This window comes from Oleidesulfovibrio alaskensis DSM 16109, from assembly GCF_000482745.1.
Classification (GTDB): domain Bacteria; phylum Desulfobacterota; class Desulfovibrionia; order Desulfovibrionales; family Desulfovibrionaceae; genus Oleidesulfovibrio; species Oleidesulfovibrio alaskensis.
In genome coordinates, this window is sequence record NZ_KI519494.1 from 611,174 (window position 1) to 630,613 (window position 19,440).

Annotated in this window: 18 protein-coding genes; 9 read left to right on the plus strand and 9 right to left on the minus strand. The window is 58.7% G+C overall.

The window, feature by feature from the left end; genetic code table 11:
- Nucleotides 1-127: 127 nt before the first annotated feature.
- From folE2 to H586_RS0114900, 3 genes are all read right to left on the minus strand, one after another.
- Nucleotides 128-898: a GTP cyclohydrolase FolE2 gene (gene folE2, locus H586_RS0114890; RefSeq protein ID WP_011368729.1), complete on the minus strand. Its 771-nt coding sequence runs from the start codon at nucleotides 896-898 to the stop codon at nucleotides 128-130.
- 148 nt (nucleotides 899-1,046) lie between these two features.
- A complete protein-coding gene (gene nikR, locus H586_RS0114895; RefSeq protein WP_011368728.1) occupies nucleotides 1,047-1,466 on the minus strand; it encodes a nickel-responsive transcriptional regulator NikR in 420 nt (139 codons plus the stop codon).
- 55 nt (nucleotides 1,467-1,521) lie between these two features.
- Nucleotides 1,522-2,235 carry a class I SAM-dependent methyltransferase gene (locus H586_RS0114900; RefSeq protein ID WP_027182446.1) on the minus strand — a complete coding sequence of 238 codons (714 nt, stop codon included), beginning with the start codon at nucleotides 2,233-2,235 and terminating at the stop codon, nucleotides 1,522-1,524.
- Nucleotides 2,236-2,380: 145 nt separating this feature from the next.
- Between H586_RS0114900 and H586_RS0114905 the strand changes: the two genes are divergently transcribed.
- Entirely contained in the window at nucleotides 2,381-2,923 is a 543-nt protein-coding gene (locus H586_RS0114905; RefSeq protein WP_011368726.1) for a biotin transporter BioY, read from the plus strand.
- On the plus strand, nucleotides 2,920-3,651 hold the full coding sequence (locus tag H586_RS0114910; protein WP_011368725.1) for an energy-coupling factor ABC transporter ATP-binding protein: 732 nt from the start codon (nucleotides 2,920-2,922) through the stop codon (nucleotides 3,649-3,651). The genes H586_RS0114905 and H586_RS0114910 overlap by 4 nt, the downstream gene beginning before the upstream one ends.
- 519 nt (nucleotides 3,652-4,170) lie before the next feature.
- Here H586_RS0114910 and H586_RS0114920 read toward each other — a convergent pair.
- The 6 genes from H586_RS0114920 to hflK form a co-directional block, all read right to left on the minus strand.
- Nucleotides 4,171-5,622, minus strand: a complete 1,452-nt coding sequence (locus H586_RS0114920) for a sigma-54-dependent transcriptional regulator (protein WP_011368724.1) — start codon at nucleotides 5,620-5,622, stop codon at nucleotides 4,171-4,173.
- Nucleotides 5,600-7,480: a PAS domain-containing sensor histidine kinase gene (locus tag H586_RS19470; RefSeq protein ID WP_051364049.1), complete on the minus strand. Its 1,881-nt coding sequence runs from the start codon at nucleotides 7,478-7,480 to the stop codon at nucleotides 5,600-5,602. The genes H586_RS0114920 and H586_RS19470 overlap by 23 nt, the downstream gene beginning before the upstream one ends.
- A gap of 33 nt (nucleotides 7,481-7,513) precedes the next feature.
- Entirely contained in the window at nucleotides 7,514-9,646 is a 2,133-nt protein-coding gene (locus tag H586_RS20260) for a transporter substrate-binding domain-containing protein (protein WP_051364050.1), read from the minus strand.
- A gap of 167 nt (nucleotides 9,647-9,813) precedes the next feature.
- The gene (locus tag H586_RS0114935) at nucleotides 9,814-10,509 is read right to left on the minus strand and encodes a LexA family transcriptional regulator (protein WP_011368721.1); all 696 of its coding nucleotides are present in this window, start codon (nucleotides 10,507-10,509) and stop codon (nucleotides 9,814-9,816) included.
- A gap of 449 nt (nucleotides 10,510-10,958) precedes the next feature.
- Nucleotides 10,959-11,807 carry a protease modulator HflC gene (gene hflC / locus H586_RS0114940; RefSeq protein WP_011368720.1) on the minus strand — a complete coding sequence of 283 codons (849 nt, stop codon included), beginning with the start codon at nucleotides 11,805-11,807 and terminating at the stop codon, nucleotides 10,959-10,961.
- The gene (hflK, locus tag H586_RS19480; protein ID WP_011368719.1) at nucleotides 11,804-12,883 is read right to left on the minus strand and encodes an FtsH protease activity modulator HflK; all 1,080 of its coding nucleotides are present in this window, start codon (nucleotides 12,881-12,883) and stop codon (nucleotides 11,804-11,806) included. Before hflK ends, hflC begins: the two co-directional genes overlap by 4 nt.
- 104 nt (nucleotides 12,884-12,987) lie before the next feature.
- Between hflK and H586_RS0114950 the strand changes: the two genes are divergently transcribed.
- From H586_RS0114950 to H586_RS20860, 7 genes are all read left to right on the plus strand, one after another.
- Entirely contained in the window at nucleotides 12,988-14,361 is a 1,374-nt protein-coding gene (locus H586_RS0114950) for a phosphomannomutase/phosphoglucomutase (RefSeq protein ID WP_011368718.1), read from the plus strand.
- Nucleotides 14,362-14,476: 115 nt separating this feature from the next.
- Nucleotides 14,477-14,944 carry a 4Fe-4S binding protein gene (locus H586_RS19485; protein ID WP_011368717.1) on the plus strand — a complete coding sequence of 156 codons (468 nt, stop codon included), beginning with the start codon at nucleotides 14,477-14,479 and terminating at the stop codon, nucleotides 14,942-14,944.
- On the plus strand, nucleotides 14,944-16,707 hold the full coding sequence (locus H586_RS19490; RefSeq protein WP_034619339.1) for an aldehyde ferredoxin oxidoreductase N-terminal domain-containing protein: 1,764 nt from the start codon (nucleotides 14,944-14,946) through the stop codon (nucleotides 16,705-16,707). The genes H586_RS19485 and H586_RS19490 overlap by 1 nt, the downstream gene beginning before the upstream one ends.
- Nucleotides 16,708-16,710: 3 nt before the next feature.
- On the plus strand, nucleotides 16,711-17,220 hold the full coding sequence (locus H586_RS0114965) for a TPM domain-containing protein (protein WP_011368715.1): 510 nt from the start codon (nucleotides 16,711-16,713) through the stop codon (nucleotides 17,218-17,220).
- Nucleotides 17,221-17,233: 13 nt separating this feature from the next.
- Nucleotides 17,234-17,698: a ribonuclease HI gene (gene rnhA / locus H586_RS0114970; protein WP_027182448.1), complete on the plus strand. Its 465-nt coding sequence runs from the start codon at nucleotides 17,234-17,236 to the stop codon at nucleotides 17,696-17,698.
- A gap of 37 nt (nucleotides 17,699-17,735) precedes the next feature.
- Nucleotides 17,736-18,404, plus strand: a complete 669-nt coding sequence (locus H586_RS0114975) for a flagellar brake protein (RefSeq protein WP_011368713.1) — start codon at nucleotides 17,736-17,738, stop codon at nucleotides 18,402-18,404.
- Nucleotides 18,405-18,529: 125 nt separating this feature from the next.
- On the plus strand, nucleotides 18,530-19,440 hold a 911-nt coding region (locus H586_RS20860), incomplete at its 3' end, for a membrane protein (RefSeq protein WP_027182449.1).

Genomic DNA, 19,440 nt, shown 5'->3' on the forward strand with positions numbered 1-19,440 from the left:
AACAAGTGTTTGCGGCATGCAGACAAGACAAGGCGCAGACTGCCGGTGTGTGCCGGTGACTGCGCCTGATGGTTGTGCTGCGCCGCTGTCTGCTGCCGGTGCGGTGCTGCGTACCGGCAGCGGCAGGCTATTTGTGTTTTTCAATACGGGCGAATGCGCTGTGGTTGTGTATGGACTCTATGCTTTCCACCTCGACCCGGAACCACGACACACTGGGATGGGCTTCCAGCTGCTGGGCCGCAGCGCGCACCACGTCTTCCACAAAAGTGGGATGGGCGAATGCGTCTTCGGTGACGAACTTTTCATCTTCGCGTTTAAGCAGCGTATACACCGGCGAAGAGGCGGAGCGTTCCGCCAGTTCGATGAATTCTTCCAGCCAGCAGAATTCCTTCATGCGCAGCGAGATGCGCACCAGTGCACGCTGGCTGTGGGCGCCTTCGTCGCTTATGGCTTTTGAGCAGGGGCAAACCGTCATGACAGGCACTTCCACATCAAGCATCATGGCGGGTCTGCCGTCGGCCAGTTCACCCGTAAGGCAGCAGTTGTAGCTTACAAGCCCGGGGCTGCCGGTTGCCGGTGCTTTTTTGGCGATGAAGTAGGGAAAACGGAAATGCACATGGGCTTTTCTGGCCTGCAGCCGCGTTTTCACATCTTCCAGCAGGCTTTTGATGGTACGGTAGTTCAGGTGTTCGTCCCAGTGAGCCAGCGCTTCGACAAAGCGGCTCATATGGGTGCCCTTGAAACGTGCCGGCAGCTCGACCCCGATATCCACCACGGCCACGGTATGCTGGTGTCCGTTGGCCCTGTCGCTGACAATAAGCGGCAGATGCAGGCTTTTTACACCCACGGTGTCAATGGCGAGAGGAACCTGCGAAGGGCTGTTCTGTACGTCTTCCATAATTTTTCCGGTTAGTCTGTTAGCGTGTTGCGTGCCGTGCCGAAAAGAAAAAACACCAAAAACCCCGGCCTTGCGCCCGGAGCTGCTGCCGGATCAGAGGCGGACCAGAGGCGGATCAGATCCGGACCAGAGGCGCATCAGAGCCGGATCAGGCCAGATCCTGTCCGGTGGTGGTCAGGCTCAGTTTGCCGTGTTTTACGCCGCGGGTGGATGTCAGCCTCTGGGCGAGGTTGCGCACGCGTTCTGCGGGGCCTTTGAGCACCAGCACTTCCAGGCAGTTGTCATGGTCAAGATGCACATGCAGCGTGGTGATGATGAGATCGTGCTCATCGTGCTGTATTTCTGTCAGCCGCTGCTGCAGGTCGCTTTTGTGATGATCGAAAACCAGTGTCAGGGTTCCCGCTATATCCCGTCCGGTATCTTCCCATTCCTGCTGGACAAGCGTGTTGCGGATGAGATCGCGGATTGCTTCCGAGCGGGTCTGATAGCAGCGTTCATCACACAGGGCGTCGAATTTTTCCAGCAGGTCGGAGTCCAGTGAAACGCCGAATCGGATGGTCTGGCCCATAAGTTGCTCCTTGTGGTGATGCGTCTGGCGGACGGTGCCGCAAAGCGGTGCAGAGTCAGCGTGCGCGGCCTGCGCCGGAGGCGCCGCGGGTCAGTTCCCACAGGCGGACGGGCACCGGACATGTCTGTTCGTACAGGGCAGGGGTGGGCCGGTCTGCCAGCAGGCGGGACCGCCAGCCGCGTTCCTGCAGCGCTGTCTGGAAAAACTTGTACACACTTCGGCCCGGTTCCGCCAGCCATGCGCGTCCGTGCGGGGAAAGAACATGGTCTATGCAGTCGAGTACGGGGCCAACAAAGCGTTTTTCGTACATTATGTCACCGCCCCACACCATGTCGATACTGCGGCGCCGTATGGCCGGATGCCGCCAGTCCATGACTGTCCACAGCGGTGCCGCTTCGTGCGGTATGCCGTTAAGGCGCACGTTGCGGCGCGCAAAGCGCAGCGCCTGCTCCTCGTAGTCCATGCCGATGACTCTGGCTCCGGCCCATGCTCCTGCAAGGGCAGTCAGCCCCAGCCCGCAGCCCATGTCCAGACACACTCTGCCATTCAGTTCGTGCCGCGCGGCATGAATCTGTTCCGCCAGAGCAATGCTGGAGGGCCAAAGTTCGGTCCAGTAGGGCAGGCGTTCGTCGTCGTCCAGATCGGCTTCGGACATGGCCTGCCACAGCGTTTCCAGATCGGCGGCGCGCTCCAGCGTCCAGGTGCGTCCGCATATGCGTACTGTGACGCTGGGGGTATAGCCGGTAAGTCGTCTTGTGGGGTTTGTCATGGTTCTCCGCAGGGCAGGATAGTTACCCCATGCCGGACATCACGTCCAGTACGGCGGCGGGTGCATTGACCGCGCAGAGCCCTGCCGCTAACATGTGCCTCTGCGCCGCGGGTTCCGTGCGGCAGTCTTTTTTCCGGAGATATTCATGAATGATTCGCCGCTGTCGTCGCTGCACCGCATGGTGTGGCTTTCTTTGCTGGCCGCACTGATTGCCGCCGGAGCCTTTATGTACGTGCCGGTGGGCCCTGTGCCCATGACCCTGCAGGTATACTTTGTGCTGCTGGCCGGTTTTGTGCTGGGCCCGGTGCACGGTATGCTCGCGGTGCTGCTGTATGTGCTGGCCGGAGCCGTGGGGCTGCCTGTTTTTTCCGGAGGCCGGTCCGGTTTTGCGCATCTGCTTGGTCCCACCGGAGGTTTTCTGGCTGGTTTTGCTGTGTCTGCATGGGCCTGCGGACTGCTGGGCGCGGGGCGGCGGCTGCCTTTTGTGCTGCAGCTTGCCGGTGCGCTGGCTGCACTGGCGCTTACCTATCTGCTGGGCACCTTGCGGCTTGCCGCGCTGCTGGACATGAAATTGACAGGGGCTGTGTCTGTGGCTGTTATTCCCTTTCTGGCAGGTGACTGCCTGAAAGCTCTTGCCGCGGTGCTTTCGTACCGCTTTCTTCTGACCAGAAGGTTGCTGCCGCAGTGATAGATGTGTCTTCTGTCTCGTTTACTTACGCCGGGGCCGGGGAACCGGTGCTGGACGGTGTGTCCTTGCATGTGGAGCGCGGTGCACTTGTCTGCCTGTGCGGAGCCAACGGCAGCGGCAAATCCACTCTGCTTTCTCTGCTGGCGGGACTTTTTTCGCCTGTTCAGGGTACCGTGAGAGTGGGCGGACACAGCAGTCCGGGCGCGGAACGCGCCCTGCGGGCGCAGTCTGCTCTGGTGCTGCAGGATGCCGACCTTCAGATAATCGGCTCCACTGTGGAGGAAGACCTGCTGCTGACCACGGGAACCGCCGGCGCTGCCGTTGCGGCTGCACGCGGTATGGCTGATCGGTTCGGTCTGGGCGGACACTGGAACAGTCCGGTGCAGACGCTGTCATACGGGCAGAAGCGTAAGTTGTGCCTTGCTGCGGCTGCGTTGCGCGCCCCGCAGCTGCTGTTGCTGGATGAGCCTTTCAGCGGCCTTGACTATCCGGCCATGTGTGAACTGCGCGGGCTTTTGCGGCACAATGCAGCAGAGGGGCTGACGCAGATTGTTTCTGTGCATGATGTGGAACCGCTGGCGGACATGGCCGATACCATGGCGGTGCTGCATAAGGGCAGACTTGCACTGGACGGAGCGCCCGAAGCGGTGCTGGAACATGCGGAAGCCTATGGTCTGCGGGTACCGTGCTCGTGGCGCACAAACCGGACCATAGCGCCCTGGGCCTAGCCGCCGCTGCGCGCAGGCGAACCGGCGCCTGAAAGGTTGTTCTGCCATGCGGCATGCAAAAAGCCGCCGGTGTATTCCGGCGGCTTTTTGCATGCCGCATACCGCAAGGACTCCGCGCATTCTTGTACGGTCAAGTCCGCAGCGGCAGGCAACGGAGAAAAAAGTGGGGCCTCCGGCGGGTTGGGGGGGGAAAGCCCGTCCGGAGGCCCGTGAAAGGTCTGAATTGCTGCCGTCAGAGCACCCTCTGCATTGGGGGGGGATGGGGCAGAGAGGTTGCGGCATTCAGATCCCGGGGAAACAGCGGCCGGCATTGGGGGGGTGAACGCCTGTAACTGGCAACCGGCCGCGTTTCCCTGTAACCACAGCAAACTGCGTGCCGGTATGATAATATGCCCTGTATTCTTTTTTATGGTTATATTTTACAGTAAGTTATTCTTTGTGGCGATTTTGGTTTCTCCCATGCAACGGGGGAGTGTGCGCAAATGCACGTGCGCTATCGCACGGGTGTGCGCAGGCGCGCTATTTCTGTAGGCGCCTGTGCAGTGCAAAGCGTGAAATGCCCAGATAGGCAGCAGCCTTGCTTTTGTTGCCGTCAAATTTGTCCACGGCCTTGCGCATTATCTGTGTAATCAGCCCTTCCAGGTCAAGACCGCCTTCGGGCAAGGTCAGCGCTTCCGGAGTCAGCGCACAGGTGCATGCAGCAGAGGTGCAGGGGGCTTCCTGCGGTGTATGCTCCTGCAGAAAACGCAGATGCCGCGGCTGCAGCAGGTGCCCGTCGTTGATGAGCACTGCCCGTTCTATGGCGTTTTCCAGTTCGCGCACATTACCCGGCCAGCGGTGCTGTTGCAGCATGGCCAGCGCTTCGGGCGCTATTTCGCGGAAAAGCTTTTTTTTGCGCGAGGCTTCGCGCAGCAGAAACATTTCAGCCAGCAGCGGAATGTCTTCGGGGCGGCTGCGAAGCGGCGGCAGGGTGATGTGTCCCACGGTGAGCCGGTGATACAGGTCGCGCCGGAAGGCTCCCTGCTCCACAAGTTGTGCCAGATTCTGGTTGGCCGCGCATATGACACGGGCTTTGAAAGTACGTTTTTTTACGCCGCCCACACGGTAGAATGTGTGTTCTTCCAGCACACGCAGCAGCTTGGGCTGCAGTTGCAGCGGCAGGTCGGCCACCTCGTCCAGAAACAGTGTGCCTGTGTCGGCTGCTTCCAGCTTGCCCGGCGAACCGCCGGAGCGGCTGCCGGTGTAGGCGCCTTCCTCGTGTCCGAATAGTTCGGCTTCGAACAGGTCGTGGGGAATGGCGGCGCAGTTGATGGCCACAAACGGGGTTTCCGTGCCTGTGTCACCGTAATGGATGAGTCTTGCCAGCACTTCCTTGCCTGTGCCTGTTTCGCCTTCCAGCAGCACCGGCACGGTGGGGTCGCGGTGAAAGATTCTCGCTTCATCCATGGCCCGGCGCATGGCGGGTGCCTGAGCCACCACATTGCCTATGCCTACAACGCGCTTCAGACGGCTGCGCACTTTTTCAAGGTCGGCCTTCAGGGTGCCGGTCACCTTGTCCACACGGGCGTCCAGATTTTGTCTGAGGTCTTTATTTTCCAGCAGCAGGGCCTGATGTTCGGCGCTGCGTTCGACCACGGCTGCCAGTTCGCGCGCATTGATGGGCTTTGCCAGATAATCGTAGGCGCCTTTGCGCAGGGCTTCGACGGCGGTGTGCATGTCGCCGTGGCCGGTGATGAGCACCACATCGCTGCTGCCGGTGGCAGGGTGTGCCTTCAGTTCTGTCAGCAGACTCAGCCCGTCCATTTCCGGCATGCGTATGTCGGTGATGACCAGCGGGTAATACTGCTGACGGGCCTGCCGCAGCGCATCAACGGGGCTGCTGAACGCGTCTGGGTCGTGCCCCAGATCGCTCAGCACCACACTGAGGCTTTGCAGACTGTTGGTGTTGTCATCTATTATCATTATGCGCATGACAGTCTCCGGCGGGTTGCAGCAGTATGACAAAGCGGGCTCCCCGCTCCGGCGGCGGTCTGTCGCCGGCGTGCACCGACCCGCCCCACGTTTCTATGAAAGCATGTACAATGGAAAGCCCCAGCCCCATGCCGCTGCCGGTTTCCTTGGTGGTGAAAAAAGGGTCGAAAATACGTTCCTGCAGTCCGTTCAGACCGGGGCCGTTGTCTTCCACCACCAGCATGGCCATCCCTTTGGGAGCGGCAGCGGTGTGTATGGTGATGGTTTTTTCTGCAATGTCAACAGAGTCCAGCGCGTGCATGGCGTTGACCACCAGATTGATGACCACCTGTTCCAGCTGTACGGCATTGCCGTAAGCCACAGGCACCTGCCTGCCGAAATCCAGCTGCAGGGTGATGCCGTGTGACTGCAGTTGCGCGCCTACCAGCCCCAGCGCGCTGCGCACGGCTTCTTCCACCATCACCGGACCGCAGTGCGGGGTTTCCTCCTGCATGACCACGGCGCGCATGTGGGCGATTATTTCACGTATTTTGCCTGCCTCGCGCAGAATCCACGAAAGACGTTTGTACAGCACGTCCGGTTCAATGGAACCGTGTTTTTCAAGCATCATCTCCAGCCCGCTGGCATACAGCTGCAACGCGTTGAGCGGCTGGTTGATTTCGTGGGCTATGCCGCCGGCCAGTGTTCCCATGGCCTCAAGCTTGCGTGTGCGCTGCAGGCTCTGTTCCGCCTGACGCCTTTCGGTCACGTCATCCAGCATAAGTACGGATGTTCCCGCCATGTCTTCAGAATCCAGCACAGGGCAGACCACAATGCGGAATGTGCGTTCACCGGAAAGACTTTTCAGGGGCAGTTCCGTTTCCCATGTTGCTCCGGAAAGAATGGCAAGCAGCAGCGACTGTGCGGCGCCGGTGCCGGCGGGAGGGCTTTGCTGCGGCACCGGCGGTGCCGCGCTGCGTATAAGGCTGAAGAGATCATCCACAAACACACCGCCGGAAATGGTGCTGCCGAACCATTCGGTGATTTTGGGGTTCACCGCCTGAATGCATCCGTTGGCATCCACAACGGCTATGCCGGTGGCAAGGTTGTCGGTTATGGCTCTGTAGCGCTGTTCGCTGTGGATAAGCGCCTTCTGCGCCTTGAGGCTTTGCGAGATATCAAGCCCTATGACAAGCACGCATGTGCTGCCGTCATCCAGTGCAAAAGGATAGGCGAAAGTTCTGAATGCCTTGCCCGTGGGCTGGTGCTCCCACTCCGATATGGTCAGGGAATCTGTTTCAAATACATCGAACGGCGCGCATACGTCGCAGGGGCTTTGGCGGCCGTGAATGCACCGGTAGCAGGGACCGTATGCGTCGTCGCCGAACATTTCGCGGAAGGTGCGGTTGGCGTAACGGACGGTGTAATCCTGTCCGATAAGTGCGACAAAGGCCGGAAAGCGGTCAAGCAGAGGCGGTATGGTTCCGGGTGTGTCGGTCTGCGGCAGACGGTTTTCGGCCGGTTCGCAGGTTGCAACCGCAGTCTGCAGGGCTTTTTCTCCCGCTGTTATGCTGCGGCAGTGAACATTCAGGCGGAAGGTTGCACCGCCGTGGCTGAACATGCACGCAAAAGGCTGCGTGCGGTCCGAGCGCAGCCACACCTGCAACGGTGCGAGCGCATCCGCTTCTGCCAGTGCGGCATGCAGTGCGGCAGGCAGCTGCCGTATATCCCATCCTGTGAGCGGTCCGAGCACAGACCGTGCATAGGCCAGTCCGCTGCCTTTTGCGGCATCATCCGCAAGCAGCGACAGCAGGGTTGCCGTTGGTTCCGGCACTTCAAAGCGGACGGAACACGCAGTGGATTGATTTTCTGTGTGCATTCAGCGGCACTATGCGGTTTTTCGCAGGGCAGGTCAAAGGGCGGAGGAGGGCCGGGCATCCTGTCCGGAGGGGGCACCGGGGAAAAGCGGCAGGCGGATGACGAAACGCACGCCGCCGGATTCTGCCGGTTCATGATAAATGCTGCCGTTATGGTTCTGGGTAACGATGAAGTACGCGACGGAAAGTCCGAGTCCGGTGCCCTGTCCCACTTCTCTGGTGGTGAAAAATGGATCGAATATGCGCCGTGCGGTATCTTCATCCACTCCGGGGCCGTTGTCTTCCACCTCTATGCGTATATGGCGGGCATCAAGTGCCGTGCGTATGGTTATGCGCGGGGCTGTTGTTTTTCCGTGGGCAAGCGCCTGAGCGGCGTTGCGCAGCAGATGCAGCAGCACCTGTTCTATTTCTGCCGGACTGCAGGGCACGGGCGGCAGTCCTGATGCCAGCTCGACGTGCAGCGCTATGTCGCTGAAACACAGCTGCTCGGACAGACGGCATTCGCTGCGCACCAGCGTGATGACACGTTCCGTCAGTGCATTGATGTCGCTGGGCATGAGGACAGGAGTTCCTGTCTGGCTGAAGCTGAGCATGCTGCGCACTATGCCCGCCGCCTGTTCACCTGCGCTGCGCACGCTGTGCAGCAATTTGCGTATATTGCGTCTGCGGATATAGTCTTCCAGCCCTTCCGTGCTGATACCGCTGTCTGCCGCAGCCTGTATGTTTGCGGCAAGGCGGGAGTCGAGCCTGCGGCTTATGTTCTGGACCCCCTGCAGGATGGCGCCCAGCGGATTGTTGATTTCATGTGCCATGCCGGAAGCCAGCCCCCCCAGCGATATCATTTTTTCCGTTCTGGCTATAAGCGCTTCCAGTCTGTTACGCGCTGTCACATCGCGTATGACGCCTTCCACGGCCACGGGTTCCCCTGTTGTTTCATCGCGCACGAGCCGTGAATTGGTTTCTATAAGCACAATGCTGCCGTTTTTGTGGAGCATTTCAACCTGAACATTGGCCGCTGCTTCTTCGCGTTCCAGATGGCTGAGCAGTTTCCGGCGTTCATAGGGGTGTCTGTACAGGTCCTGTGCTATGTTTTTTCCTGCCAGTTCCTCCATGGAATAACCCAGCATGTCGGCCGCCGCAGGGTTGCATAATACAACGCGCCCCTGCATGTCGGCCCTGTAGAATCCGTCGCGGATGGTTTCGAAAATGGACCGGTACTGCCGCTCGCTTTCGGCAAGGGCTTTTTCGGTTTCCTGCAGCTTTTCCACCTGTATCTGCAGCTGCAGTGTACGGCGGGCAAGCCGTTTTTTCAGAATAACCAGCCAGCAGAGTCCTGCGGCCATGATGAAAAAAAGCGGGGTGAGCACCCATGCCGCGTAACGGCGCACCACTTCTTCTGCAGCCCTGCGTTCCAGCCGGCCGAACCATTTTTCGTAGATGACGTCAAATTCACCGGTCATTCTGAGATGGGCCAGCCCTTCATTGAAAATGACCATGATGTCTTTTCTGTCCGGTGCAAAACCGAAACACAGCGGGGTGGTGAGCAGTGCTTCTCCCGATACGGTGACGTTGGTGATGTTGTGTTCATACATAAGCTGCAGGGCCATGAGCCTGCCGAGCAGCGCTGCTTCTGCCCGTCCGTCCGAAACGGCCTGCAGAGCCTCCAGACGGGTGGTACAGGGCAGCAGGGTGCTGCCGGTCAGGTGCTTCTGCGCGTATTCATGCATGATGTCGTTGCGCTGCACCGCCACCACGGCGCCTTTCAGGTCTTCTGCCGTCATGGCGCGGGAGCCTTTGCGCACGAAAATGGAATGCGAGACCACGGTATAGGGTTCTGAAAACAGAACCTGCCGCGCTCTTTCGCGCGTATAGTACATGCCGGTCAGCGCGTCGGTGTTGCCGGCGTCCAGTTCCGCCTTGATGACATGCCACGGTCCGGGGATGATCTGCACATGCAGCCCGCTGTCGCGGGCGATGGCCTGTACCAGGTCCACGGTGAAGCCCTGCGCCCTGCCGTAGGCCAGAAACTCGTAGGGCGGCAGGCTGTCATCACACCGGAATTCCAGTGTCTGCCCATGCGCGTGCCCTGCTGTCTGCAGGCACAGGCATAGTGCAAGCATCAGAAAAAAGGCGCATGAGCGGCGCATGAGGGCAGAAAAAACACGCATGCTGATTTCCGTCTGTACCGGTTGCCAAGACTCTGCCGGATACCGTGGGGGAACCGGCTGTCGGATAGTTTCTTACAGCGCGGGGGTAAAGGCAAGCCCGCAGCGGAGTTTGACCGTGCGGTGATAAAAAAAGCCGGACGCGGGCGTCCGGCTTTGCGTGCAGGGAATCAGAGCTTCTGGAGTACCCAGGAAACCCGCCCCACGATGCTGGAGTGGTGTTTGCCCAGCGGCAGGTACTGTTCCGGCAGGGCCGGATTTTCTGACCGCAGGATGAACCGCTGGTTCTGCGCGTCAAGAAATACGCGCCTGATGGCGATTCCTTCGTACGGTATGAATACGCCGTACAGCTCGCCGGAGATGATGCTCTTCTGCTGGGTGTCCAGGCAGACAAAAGCTCCCTTGGCGATAAGCGGTTCCATGCTGGTGGCATCCACGCGGAAGACCTGCATGGCGGCTCCGGCAAAGGACTGGGGCACGCTGAGCTTGCTCAGACTTTTATGCGGCAGTTCTTCTTCGGCGGCCTGATCGTCGTGCATGGCGTACACGGTGACCACGGTGCTTTTGGCATCGGGATCGCCGTATTTTGCCGGATCTTCAAAAACCTGCCCGGCGGCAGGCCCGTCCACCGGCTGGTAGCCCTGTTCGGTTCGCAGGTACATGGGGCCGCTGCCCATTTTCAGCCAGTCCGGATTAAGACCGAACTTTTCGAAAAGCTTCATGTACCAGTCCGAAGGCACGCTGTTGCGGCGTTTGGCATCGGAAATGCTGGACTGACGTATGTCCAGCACCTCGGCCAGTTCCACCTGCGTACGCGTGTTGGTGGCCATTTTGATGCGTTCGAAGACTTCATCGAATGTAGACACGATATTCTCCCGCCTTTTGTCGGTCGTGGTAACGGACCGAACGACATGCGCCGGCAAGCGGCGCGGATGTAAAGCGGACAGACCGGTACGCACGGCCCCCCATGGCCGCATCGGCGTATTCTGTCCGCGGTGTACGGTACAAGTTTTCCGGTAGCGGTTGCGTGTCTTAACCCCCTGTCTGGCAGACACAAAAACACACACCGGAAAGACAGCTTTGTTCAGGCGTACAGAACCATGCGACTTTGCTTTGATAACATGAAGTGCCGCTGGAATATGCAGGAGCCTGAAAGTATCTTCGGGGCTGTATATACAAAATGAATGCCATGTTCAATTGCATGGCGGACATTTTGAAGTTTTTTGCGTATAGGCTAGGCAGATGGCCTGAAAAAAGTGTCACATGTTACACTTGTGTCGAGTGACACAAGTGTAACATGTGACGTGGGGACGTATTACTGCAGATAGTTGAAGAAGTCTTCGTCAGAAGACATGATGATACGCGTTTTGCCTTTCAGGCTTTTTTCATATGCTTCCAGACTGCGCTTGAATGCGTAGAATTCCGGCGCCTGCTGCAGCGCTGCGGCATATACGCGTGTGGCTTCCGCTTCGCCATCGCCTTTGATAACTTCGGCGGAGCGCCGTGCTTCGGCCAGCATGACGGCACGCTCGCGGTCGGCCAGCGACCGTATTTTGGTGGCTTCTTCCTGCCCTTCGGACCGGTACTGCTTGGCCTGACGTTCGCGTTCGGCCCGCATGCGGCCGAAAATGGCCCGCTGGTTTTCCGGCGGCAGGTCAGCGCGTTTTATGCGCACATCCACCACTTCCATGCCGTAATCCTTCAGCAGTTCCGAAGACCGTTTGGTCACTTCTTCCATGATTACGGAGCGTTTGGACGAAATGACTTCGCTCAGCGGATAGCGACCCAGAAAGACTCGCATCTGCGAATAGACTATATCGTCAAGACGTGCCTGCGCACTGCGTATGGTGCGCACGGTACGGTAGAACAGCAGCGGGTCGGTAATGCGCCAGCGGGCGTAATTGTCAAGCAGCAGCGCTTTTTTGTCGCTGGTCAGCACTTCTGCCGGATTGGCATCATATTCCAGTATCCGGGCGTCAAGATAGATGATGTTCTGGATGAACGGCATCTTTACATGCAGGCCCGGTCCCATCACTTCGCCTACCGGTTCACCCAGCTGCAGCACTATGGCTTTTTCTGTCTGGTGCACGGTGTACAAAGACTGCACGGCAGCCACTATGACAATAAGGGCCGCGAGCAGTGCCGGAACGGTTTTCTTGCTCATTGCTGCGCTCCCTTTCTGGCGCGGTCCGCGTCCAGCTTGTCCAGCGGCAGATACGGCACTACGCCGCCCGCTTTACCGCTCAGAATAATTTTTTCAAGATCAGGGTTGGAAAGAATGGTTTCCATTGTTTCCAGATACATGCGCTTGCGTGTGATATCCTTGGCTTTGTTGTATTCGGCAAGCACGTTGACAAAGCGCGCCGATTCACCCTTGGCATCACGGATTCTGGTTTCCTTGTATGCCTCCGCCTGGTTGATTATTTCGGCGGCAAGACCGCGTGCACGCGGCAGAATTTCATTCTGATAGGCTTCGGCTTCGTTGATTATGCGGCTTCTGTCTTCGCGTGCGCTTGCCACATCCTTGAAGGCATCTATGACTTCTTTGGGGGGGTGCACATCCTGCATCTGCACGGCAACCACATGCACACCGGCGTTGTAGTTATCAAGAATGCCCTGCAGCAGGTCACGCGACTTGTTCTGTATGTCCAGTTTACCGCCCGTCAGGGCAGAGTCGATGGCATTGTAGCCTATGACCTCACGCATGGCGGCTTCGGCGGCGCTTTTTACTGTCCAAGCCTGCTGCGAGACATTGAACAGAAAGGCCACAGGGTCTTTTATCTGGTATTGCACGATGAACTGCACGTCGACGATGTTTTCGTCGCCCGTGAGCATCAGAGACTCTTCCTTCACCGGACGCAGCTGCCCCTGAGAGAAACCCTCGGAGCTTCTGAAGCCCACTTCCACGCGGCGCACCTGCGACACCTTGGGGGTGTACGCTGTTTCCATGGGGAAGGGCATGTGATAGTGAGGGCCGGGCTGGACGGTTCTGTTGTATTCGCCGAAACGCAATACAACACCGACCTCGTCCGGTTCCACGATGAAGACGCCCGAAAAAAGCCACAGCAGCACCAGCAGTGCCAGAGCAAGCTTACCTACGGGAAAGCGGAACTCACGCAGCTTTTTGATTCCGTCTCCGAGCGGATCGGAGCCGGGGTCCTTGGGGCCCCAGTTGCCGGGCGGTGTTCCGCCCGACTGCCTCTGCCGTTTTTCTTGCAGTTTTTCCCAGTCCCAGTTCATAATACCGAAAAATAGGGCAGTTGCGAGGGGCGGTCAAGTGGGATAGCCATAAAGTTTAGGAATGTCGCAACGCGGACGAAACTGTCGCACCTAACGGAGAACGTATGAAACCGGTTAACAAGGCTGTTTTCAGGGCTTATGATATTCGCGGTCTGGTGGATGTGGACTTTGATGAAGAATGGGTGGAACTGCTGGGCAGGGCCGTGGGCACCTATATGCTGCGGCGCGGCATCGGCGCGGCGGTTACGGGGCACGACTGCCGGCACAGTTCTCCGGGGTACCATGCCGCACTGACCCGCGGCATGCTTTCCACCGGACTGGACGTGACCAGTGTGGGCATGGTGCCTACACCTGTGCTGTATTTTGCGGTCAGGCACCTGAACAGACAGGGCGGGGTTGTCATCACTGCAAGCCATAATCCGCCTGAATATAACGGGTTCAAGGTGTGGGCGGGCCGCACCACCATTCATACAGACCAGATAACAGCCATATACGACATACTGGCCGCACGCGATTTTGAATCGGGCAGCGGCGCAGGGTGCGATGTGGACATTATTCCGGACTATATCGAGGCGGCTTCGCGCGATATAACGCTCAGGCGGCCGGTGCGGGTGGTGCTGGACGGCGGCAACGGAGCCGGGGGGCTGGTGTGTGCGGAGCTGCTGCGGCGTATCGGCGCCGATGTTGTGGAGCAGTACTGCGAGCCGGACGGCAGTTTTCCCAACCATCATCCGGATCCTGTGGTGGAAAAAAACATGGGTGACCTGCAGGCACGCGTGCGGGCTGAAAAAGCCTGCTGCGGCATAGGACTGGACGGTGATGCGGACAGGCTGGGCGTGGTGGACGAAAACGGGCGGCTGCTGTTCGGCGATCAGCTGCTGGCCATGTATGCCCGCGATACGCTGCGCCGTTTTCCCGGTGCGCTGGTAATGGGAGACGTGAAGTGCTCGCATCTGCTTTTCAGAGATATCGAACAGCACGGTGGCCGCCCGCTGATGTGGATAACCGGACATTCGGTCATGAAGGCCAAAATGCTTGAAGCAGATGCCAAGCTGGCGGGGGAAATGAGCGGTCACATGTTTTTCAATGACCGCTGGTACGGTTTTGATGACGCCATTTACGGAGCCGCGCGTTTTCTTGAAATTCTTGCGGCGTCGGATCAGCCTGTTTCGGCCATGCCGGGCTGGCCGGAAACAGCCAGTACGCCGGAACTGCATATGGAATGCCCCGATGCCGTGAAGTTTGACATTGTACGCAGAGCGCAGGAATTTTTCGGCAGCCGGTATACAGTAGATACCATTGACGGTGTGCGGCTGCTGTTTGAAGATGGCTGGGGACTTGTGCGCGCTTCCAACACCCAGCCTGTGCTGGTGCTGCGCTTTGAGGCGCAGACGGCCGAGAGACTGGCACAGATACGTGCCATTGTTGAAAATCCTCTGCGGGACTGGGTAGCACAGGCTGTGAAGGCGCAGGCCTGAAAACGGCGCGGATGCCTGCGGCGCGCGCTGCAGGCGGTGTATCATTTTTACTGCTGCGGGTTGCCCTGCAGCAGCATTGCAGACCGCGCTTCAGCGGCGGTACGGAGTTACGCGTATGAAGATTTTACGCGCTTCACGCATGGAGCGCTGCATAGGATGTCATTCCTGTTCACTGGCCTGTGCGCGTCTGGTGCACAAAAGGCTTTCATGGAATACGGCAGGAATCAGAATTTCCTCGGCCGGCGGTCTTTCCACGGGGTTCGAGGCGCGCACATGCGTGGCGTGCAATCCCGCCCCGTGTGCCACCGCCTGCCCCACCGGAGCATTTTCACAGCGCAAGGGCGGCGGTGTCAAAGTGGACAGGTCGCTGTGCATCCGCTGTGGCAATTGTGCGGAGGCCTGTCCTGTTGAGGCCATTTATATCGATCCTGAAGAGTCGTTTCCCTACGTCTGCATTCACTGCGGGCGCTGTGTGCCTTTCTGCCCGCATGCCTGTCTTGAGCTGGCAGATGCCGATGAAGGCCGGCAGGAATACGGCGGCGGGCAGGGCACCGGGACCGGTCGCGACCACGGAGGCCAGTGATGCGTATTGATTTCACATCGTCAAGAGTTCTGCATGTGGACATGGAGAGCGGGGCATCGCGGGTTATCAGTTTCGGCACCCGCAGCGCGCATCTGGGCGGCAGCGGTCTGGCGGCGGCACTGTACACCGAATACGGTCTGGCGGACGCTCCCGCCGATGACCCGCGGCAGCCGCTGATTTTCGCCATCGGTCCGCTTACGGGCTTTTTTCCGCTGATGAGCAAAGTTGTCTGCGGATTCCGTTCTCCGTACACCGGCGAATGGTCCGAAAGCCATGCAGGAGGCCGGCTGGCGCTGGCCATGCGGTTTTCCGGTTACGATGCGCTGATGATTACCGGCAGGGCCCGGTCTCTTTCGTGTCTTGTGGTGGGGTCGCGTCGGGTGGAAATGCATGATGTGCACTACATGCGCGGGCAGGATGTGTTTACGGCGGGCAAATATATGCGCAGGTTCGGCGCCGACAGGCACGGACACCGCAGCTCGCTGCGCATCGGCCCCGCGGGAGAAAACGGTCTGGGCTACGCCTGCATCAATGTCGATTCGTTTCGTCATTTCGGCAGGATGGGGTCGGGCGCTGTGATGGGGGGCAAAAAGCTCAAAGGTATCGTGGTGCTGGGTGACGGCAGTTTCACGCTGCCGGAAGGAAAAGCCTATCCCGCTCTTTTCAAAAAGATTTATTCAGATGTCACCGGTACGGACATGATGCGTAAGTATCATGATCTCGGTACGGCGGAAAATCTGCTTGTGCTTAATGAGTTGCATGCGTTGCCGTGGCGCAACCTGCAGCAGACATCGGACCCGCAGATAGACGGCATTTCAGGCGAGCGCTTTGCAGAACAGTTGCTGCTGCGTCAGACTGCCTGCGCCGGCTGTCCCGTGGGCTGCATTCACATAGGGCTGTTGCGCCAGCAATTCGCCAGCGATCATGAATATCTGTACAAGCAGGTGTCTTACGACTACGAACCTATCTTTGCACAAGGCTCCATGCTGGGCATTACCAACGCCTCTGGCGTGCTGGCGCTGCTGGATGAAACCGAAAAGGTGGGGCTGGACTGCATGAGCAGCGGCGTGGCGCTGGCATGGGCGGCAGAAGCGCTGGAAAAAGGTGTGATAAGCGAAAAAGAGACTGTCGTGCCGCTGCGGTTCGGCGATGTGCACAGCTTTATTGCCGCCATGGGGCATCTGGTGCGCGGCACCAACGATTTTTACCGTCTGCTGGGACAGGGCGCCGCCAAAGCTGCGGCAGAATACGGCGGCGAAGATTTTACCTGTGTGCTGGGGCAGGAAATGGCCGGGTATGCCACCGGCGAAGTGTTTTTTGTTTCGCAGGCCATGGGGTTCCGTCATTCGCATCTGGATAGCGGCGGGTACGCATACGACCAGTCGGCCAAGGATAAGGACGTCGATAAGGCAATAGATTTTCTGGTGGATGACGAGCATAAGCGAGTGCTTATTAACTGTATGGTTTCATGCATGTTCGCCCGCAAAGCCTATACGCCGGAACGCTTGCAGGAGGCGTTGTCTTCACTGGGCATGACTGAGGCTGCCGACGCGCTGACGGACGCGGGACGCATGGTGCAGCGCGAACGGTGGCGGCTGAAGATTGCCACCGGATACGATGTGAATGCGGTGCGTATTCCCAAGCGGTTCAAGGAAGTTGTCACATGGAAAGGGCCTGTGGATGTGGCGTATATGGATGCCCTGAAGCAGCGGTATGCCCGGGCCATACTGGATATGGCCGCCGCAGGCGGCGGGGAGAACTGACAGATGTTTTTCAGAGCGCGGGGCGGCAGACGCAGCCCGCTTGTAAGGGGCGGCAGCTTTGGTGAAAAGCTGTTCAGGCTGCTGCTTTTGCTTGGCGTGTTCGCGCTGTGCGGCTGGGGGTTCTGGTACAATTCCGGCGCGGCACTGCAAAACCTGCAGTCGCGCGGGGCAGTATGGGACGAAACCGGTCTGCTGACTGAAGATGACCTGAAAGGTTTGCGGGTGATGGCTACCAGATTCAATGCCGAATACGGCATTGTGGTGCGCATTCAGGTGCGCAAGGGGCAGGTGACCCTGCCGCAGCCTGATTCCCGCACGCTGTTTATCATTATCAGCCCTGCCCACAATCAGGTGCTGGTCGAGTTTCCCCCGCTGGTGCGCAAGTCACTGGGCGAAGAATTCATGTATTCGTTGCAGAATACCCACTTTATCCCTTATTTTGAAAACGGCCAGTGGGGACTGGCCCTTGCGGATGCACTCAAAAAAATATGGAGCGGCCTTGGCCGCCCTTGACGGCGATACATTTATGAAACAAGTGGATATATTCACGGACGGGTCGTGCCTTGGCAACCCCGGTCCCGGAGGCTGGGCCGCGGTGTTGCGGTATGCCGGCACACAGAAGGAACTGGGGGGCGGTTTTTCGGGTACAACCAACAACCGCATGGAAATACTGGCTGTTATCGAAGGGCTGGAAGCTCTGCAGGAGCCGTGTACTGTTAATTTGTACACCGATTCGCAGTATGTGCGGAATGCCGTTGAAAAAAAATGGCTTGATTCGTGGCAGCGCAACGGGTGGAAAACGGCCGCCCGGAAGCCGGTAAAAAATAAAGACCTGTGGTTGCGGCTGCTGCCGCTGCTGGCCCGGCATACTGTCAAATTTCACTGGGTGCGCGGACACAGCGGGCATCCGGAAAACGAACTGTGCGATACCATTGCCCGCGGGCATGCTTCGCGTGGCGGGCTGCCGCCGGACACGCAGGCTGCAGGCTGAACAACAGACCCGGGTGTTTTCATAAGGGGTGTTTTTTATGCAGGCAGAAGCCATACCGGCACAGGCCAGACGCAGCGCCGGAGTCAGTCTTTCCATCGGAACGGGAACACGTCTGCTCCTGAACTTCAGCGGGATGCGCGAAAATCTTTCGTCGGAACTCATCGGACTGTATCCGTACGAGTTTCTTATTTTCAAGATGCCGCTCATACCGGGCATACGCAACAAGCTGCTGCCGGGCGAAGGTGTGACGGTGCGCTACATGCAGGGGGGCAGCATTTTCGGCTTCAGCACATGCATCCTCAACCATGTGCTAAAACCTGCCTCGCTTGTTTTTGTGGAATATCCGGAGTTTGTGGAACAGCTTGATCTGCGTCAGCACAGGCGGGTCGACTGCCTGCTGCCGGGAAAGGTGCACTGCCGCCACGGAGAATACCGCTGCGTGCTTGCCGACCTGAGCCCCGGCGGCGGAAAAGTGGTGCTGGATGTCAAGGCCTCTGATCCGGTTAAAAGTCTGGGTGTGGGCGATATGCTGATTCTGCGTCTGGGACTTTTTGCCGGCAAAGGTGATGTGTCTGTTTCGTGCCTGCTGAAAAATATCGCGCAGGATGCTTCGCGGCTGCAGCTGGGGGTGCAGTTCCGCGATATGGGCGAGGACGAGTGCTGCCAGATACGTGACTATCTGGAACAGGTGTCCACTGCAGTCTGACGGCACGGCCGGAAGACGGGCCTGTCATGCGGGGCTGATGCAGGGCGCCGGTCTGCAACGCGTGTGAGCGCGCCGCTACGCTAAAAAGGATACAGGGTGGTCGAGTGCCGCTGGGATTCGAATGGATGGCCGATGCCCATATATGGTGGGCAGGGCTGGTCAAGCCGTTGCTGCGGCTTGTTTTTTTTCTGTCAGTAAGCCTGCTGGCGGCGAATATTATCGAGGCGCTCAACTGGACGCGGGGAGTCGCCAGAGTGGCGGCACCGCTGGTGCAGCTGGGGCATCTGCGGGATGTTTCCGGTGCGGCCTTCTCTCTGGCGTTTGTTTCTTCCATAGCGGCAAACACCATGCTGGCCGAAAGTCACGAAAAAGGGGAACTGTCGCGGCGGGAGCTTGTTTTTGCAAATATTTTCAATTCAATGCCAGCGTATTTTGTCCACCTGCCCAGCATGGGCATGCTGGTTGTTTCTGTTCTCGGCGGAGTGGGGGCCGTGTATGTAGGGCTGACTCTGGCGGCAGCGGTGCTGCGTACCCTGTCTGTCATTGTTTTCGGTCGTATTTTTCTGCCCCCCGTGCCCGAAGGCTGTGTGTCATGCCGTCTGGAAGAATACAGGCCCGCCACATGGGGTGAGGCTGTGCAGCGCAGCCTGCAGCGTTTTCGCCGGCGCATGCCCCGCATTCTGTATATCACTATACCGGTGTACTGCTGTGTGTTTGTTTTGCAACGCTCGGGCGGCTTTGCGGTTGTCGAGCGGTTTATGCAGGACCATGTGACGTTTCTGGCTTTTCTGGAACCGCAGACGCTGTCTGTGGTTATTCTGCACATTGCGGCCGAGTTCACTCCTGCCATATCGGCGGCCGGTGCGCTGCTGGATTCCGGAACTATCGCATGGCGCGAGATTGTACTGGCTTTGCTGGCGGGCAATGTCCTTTCCACTCCCATGCGTGCCTTCCGTCACCAGTTTCCTTCATATGCGGGGATTTTCAAACCCCGCCTTGCTCTGCATCTCATTGTCATCAACCAGTGTCTGCGTGC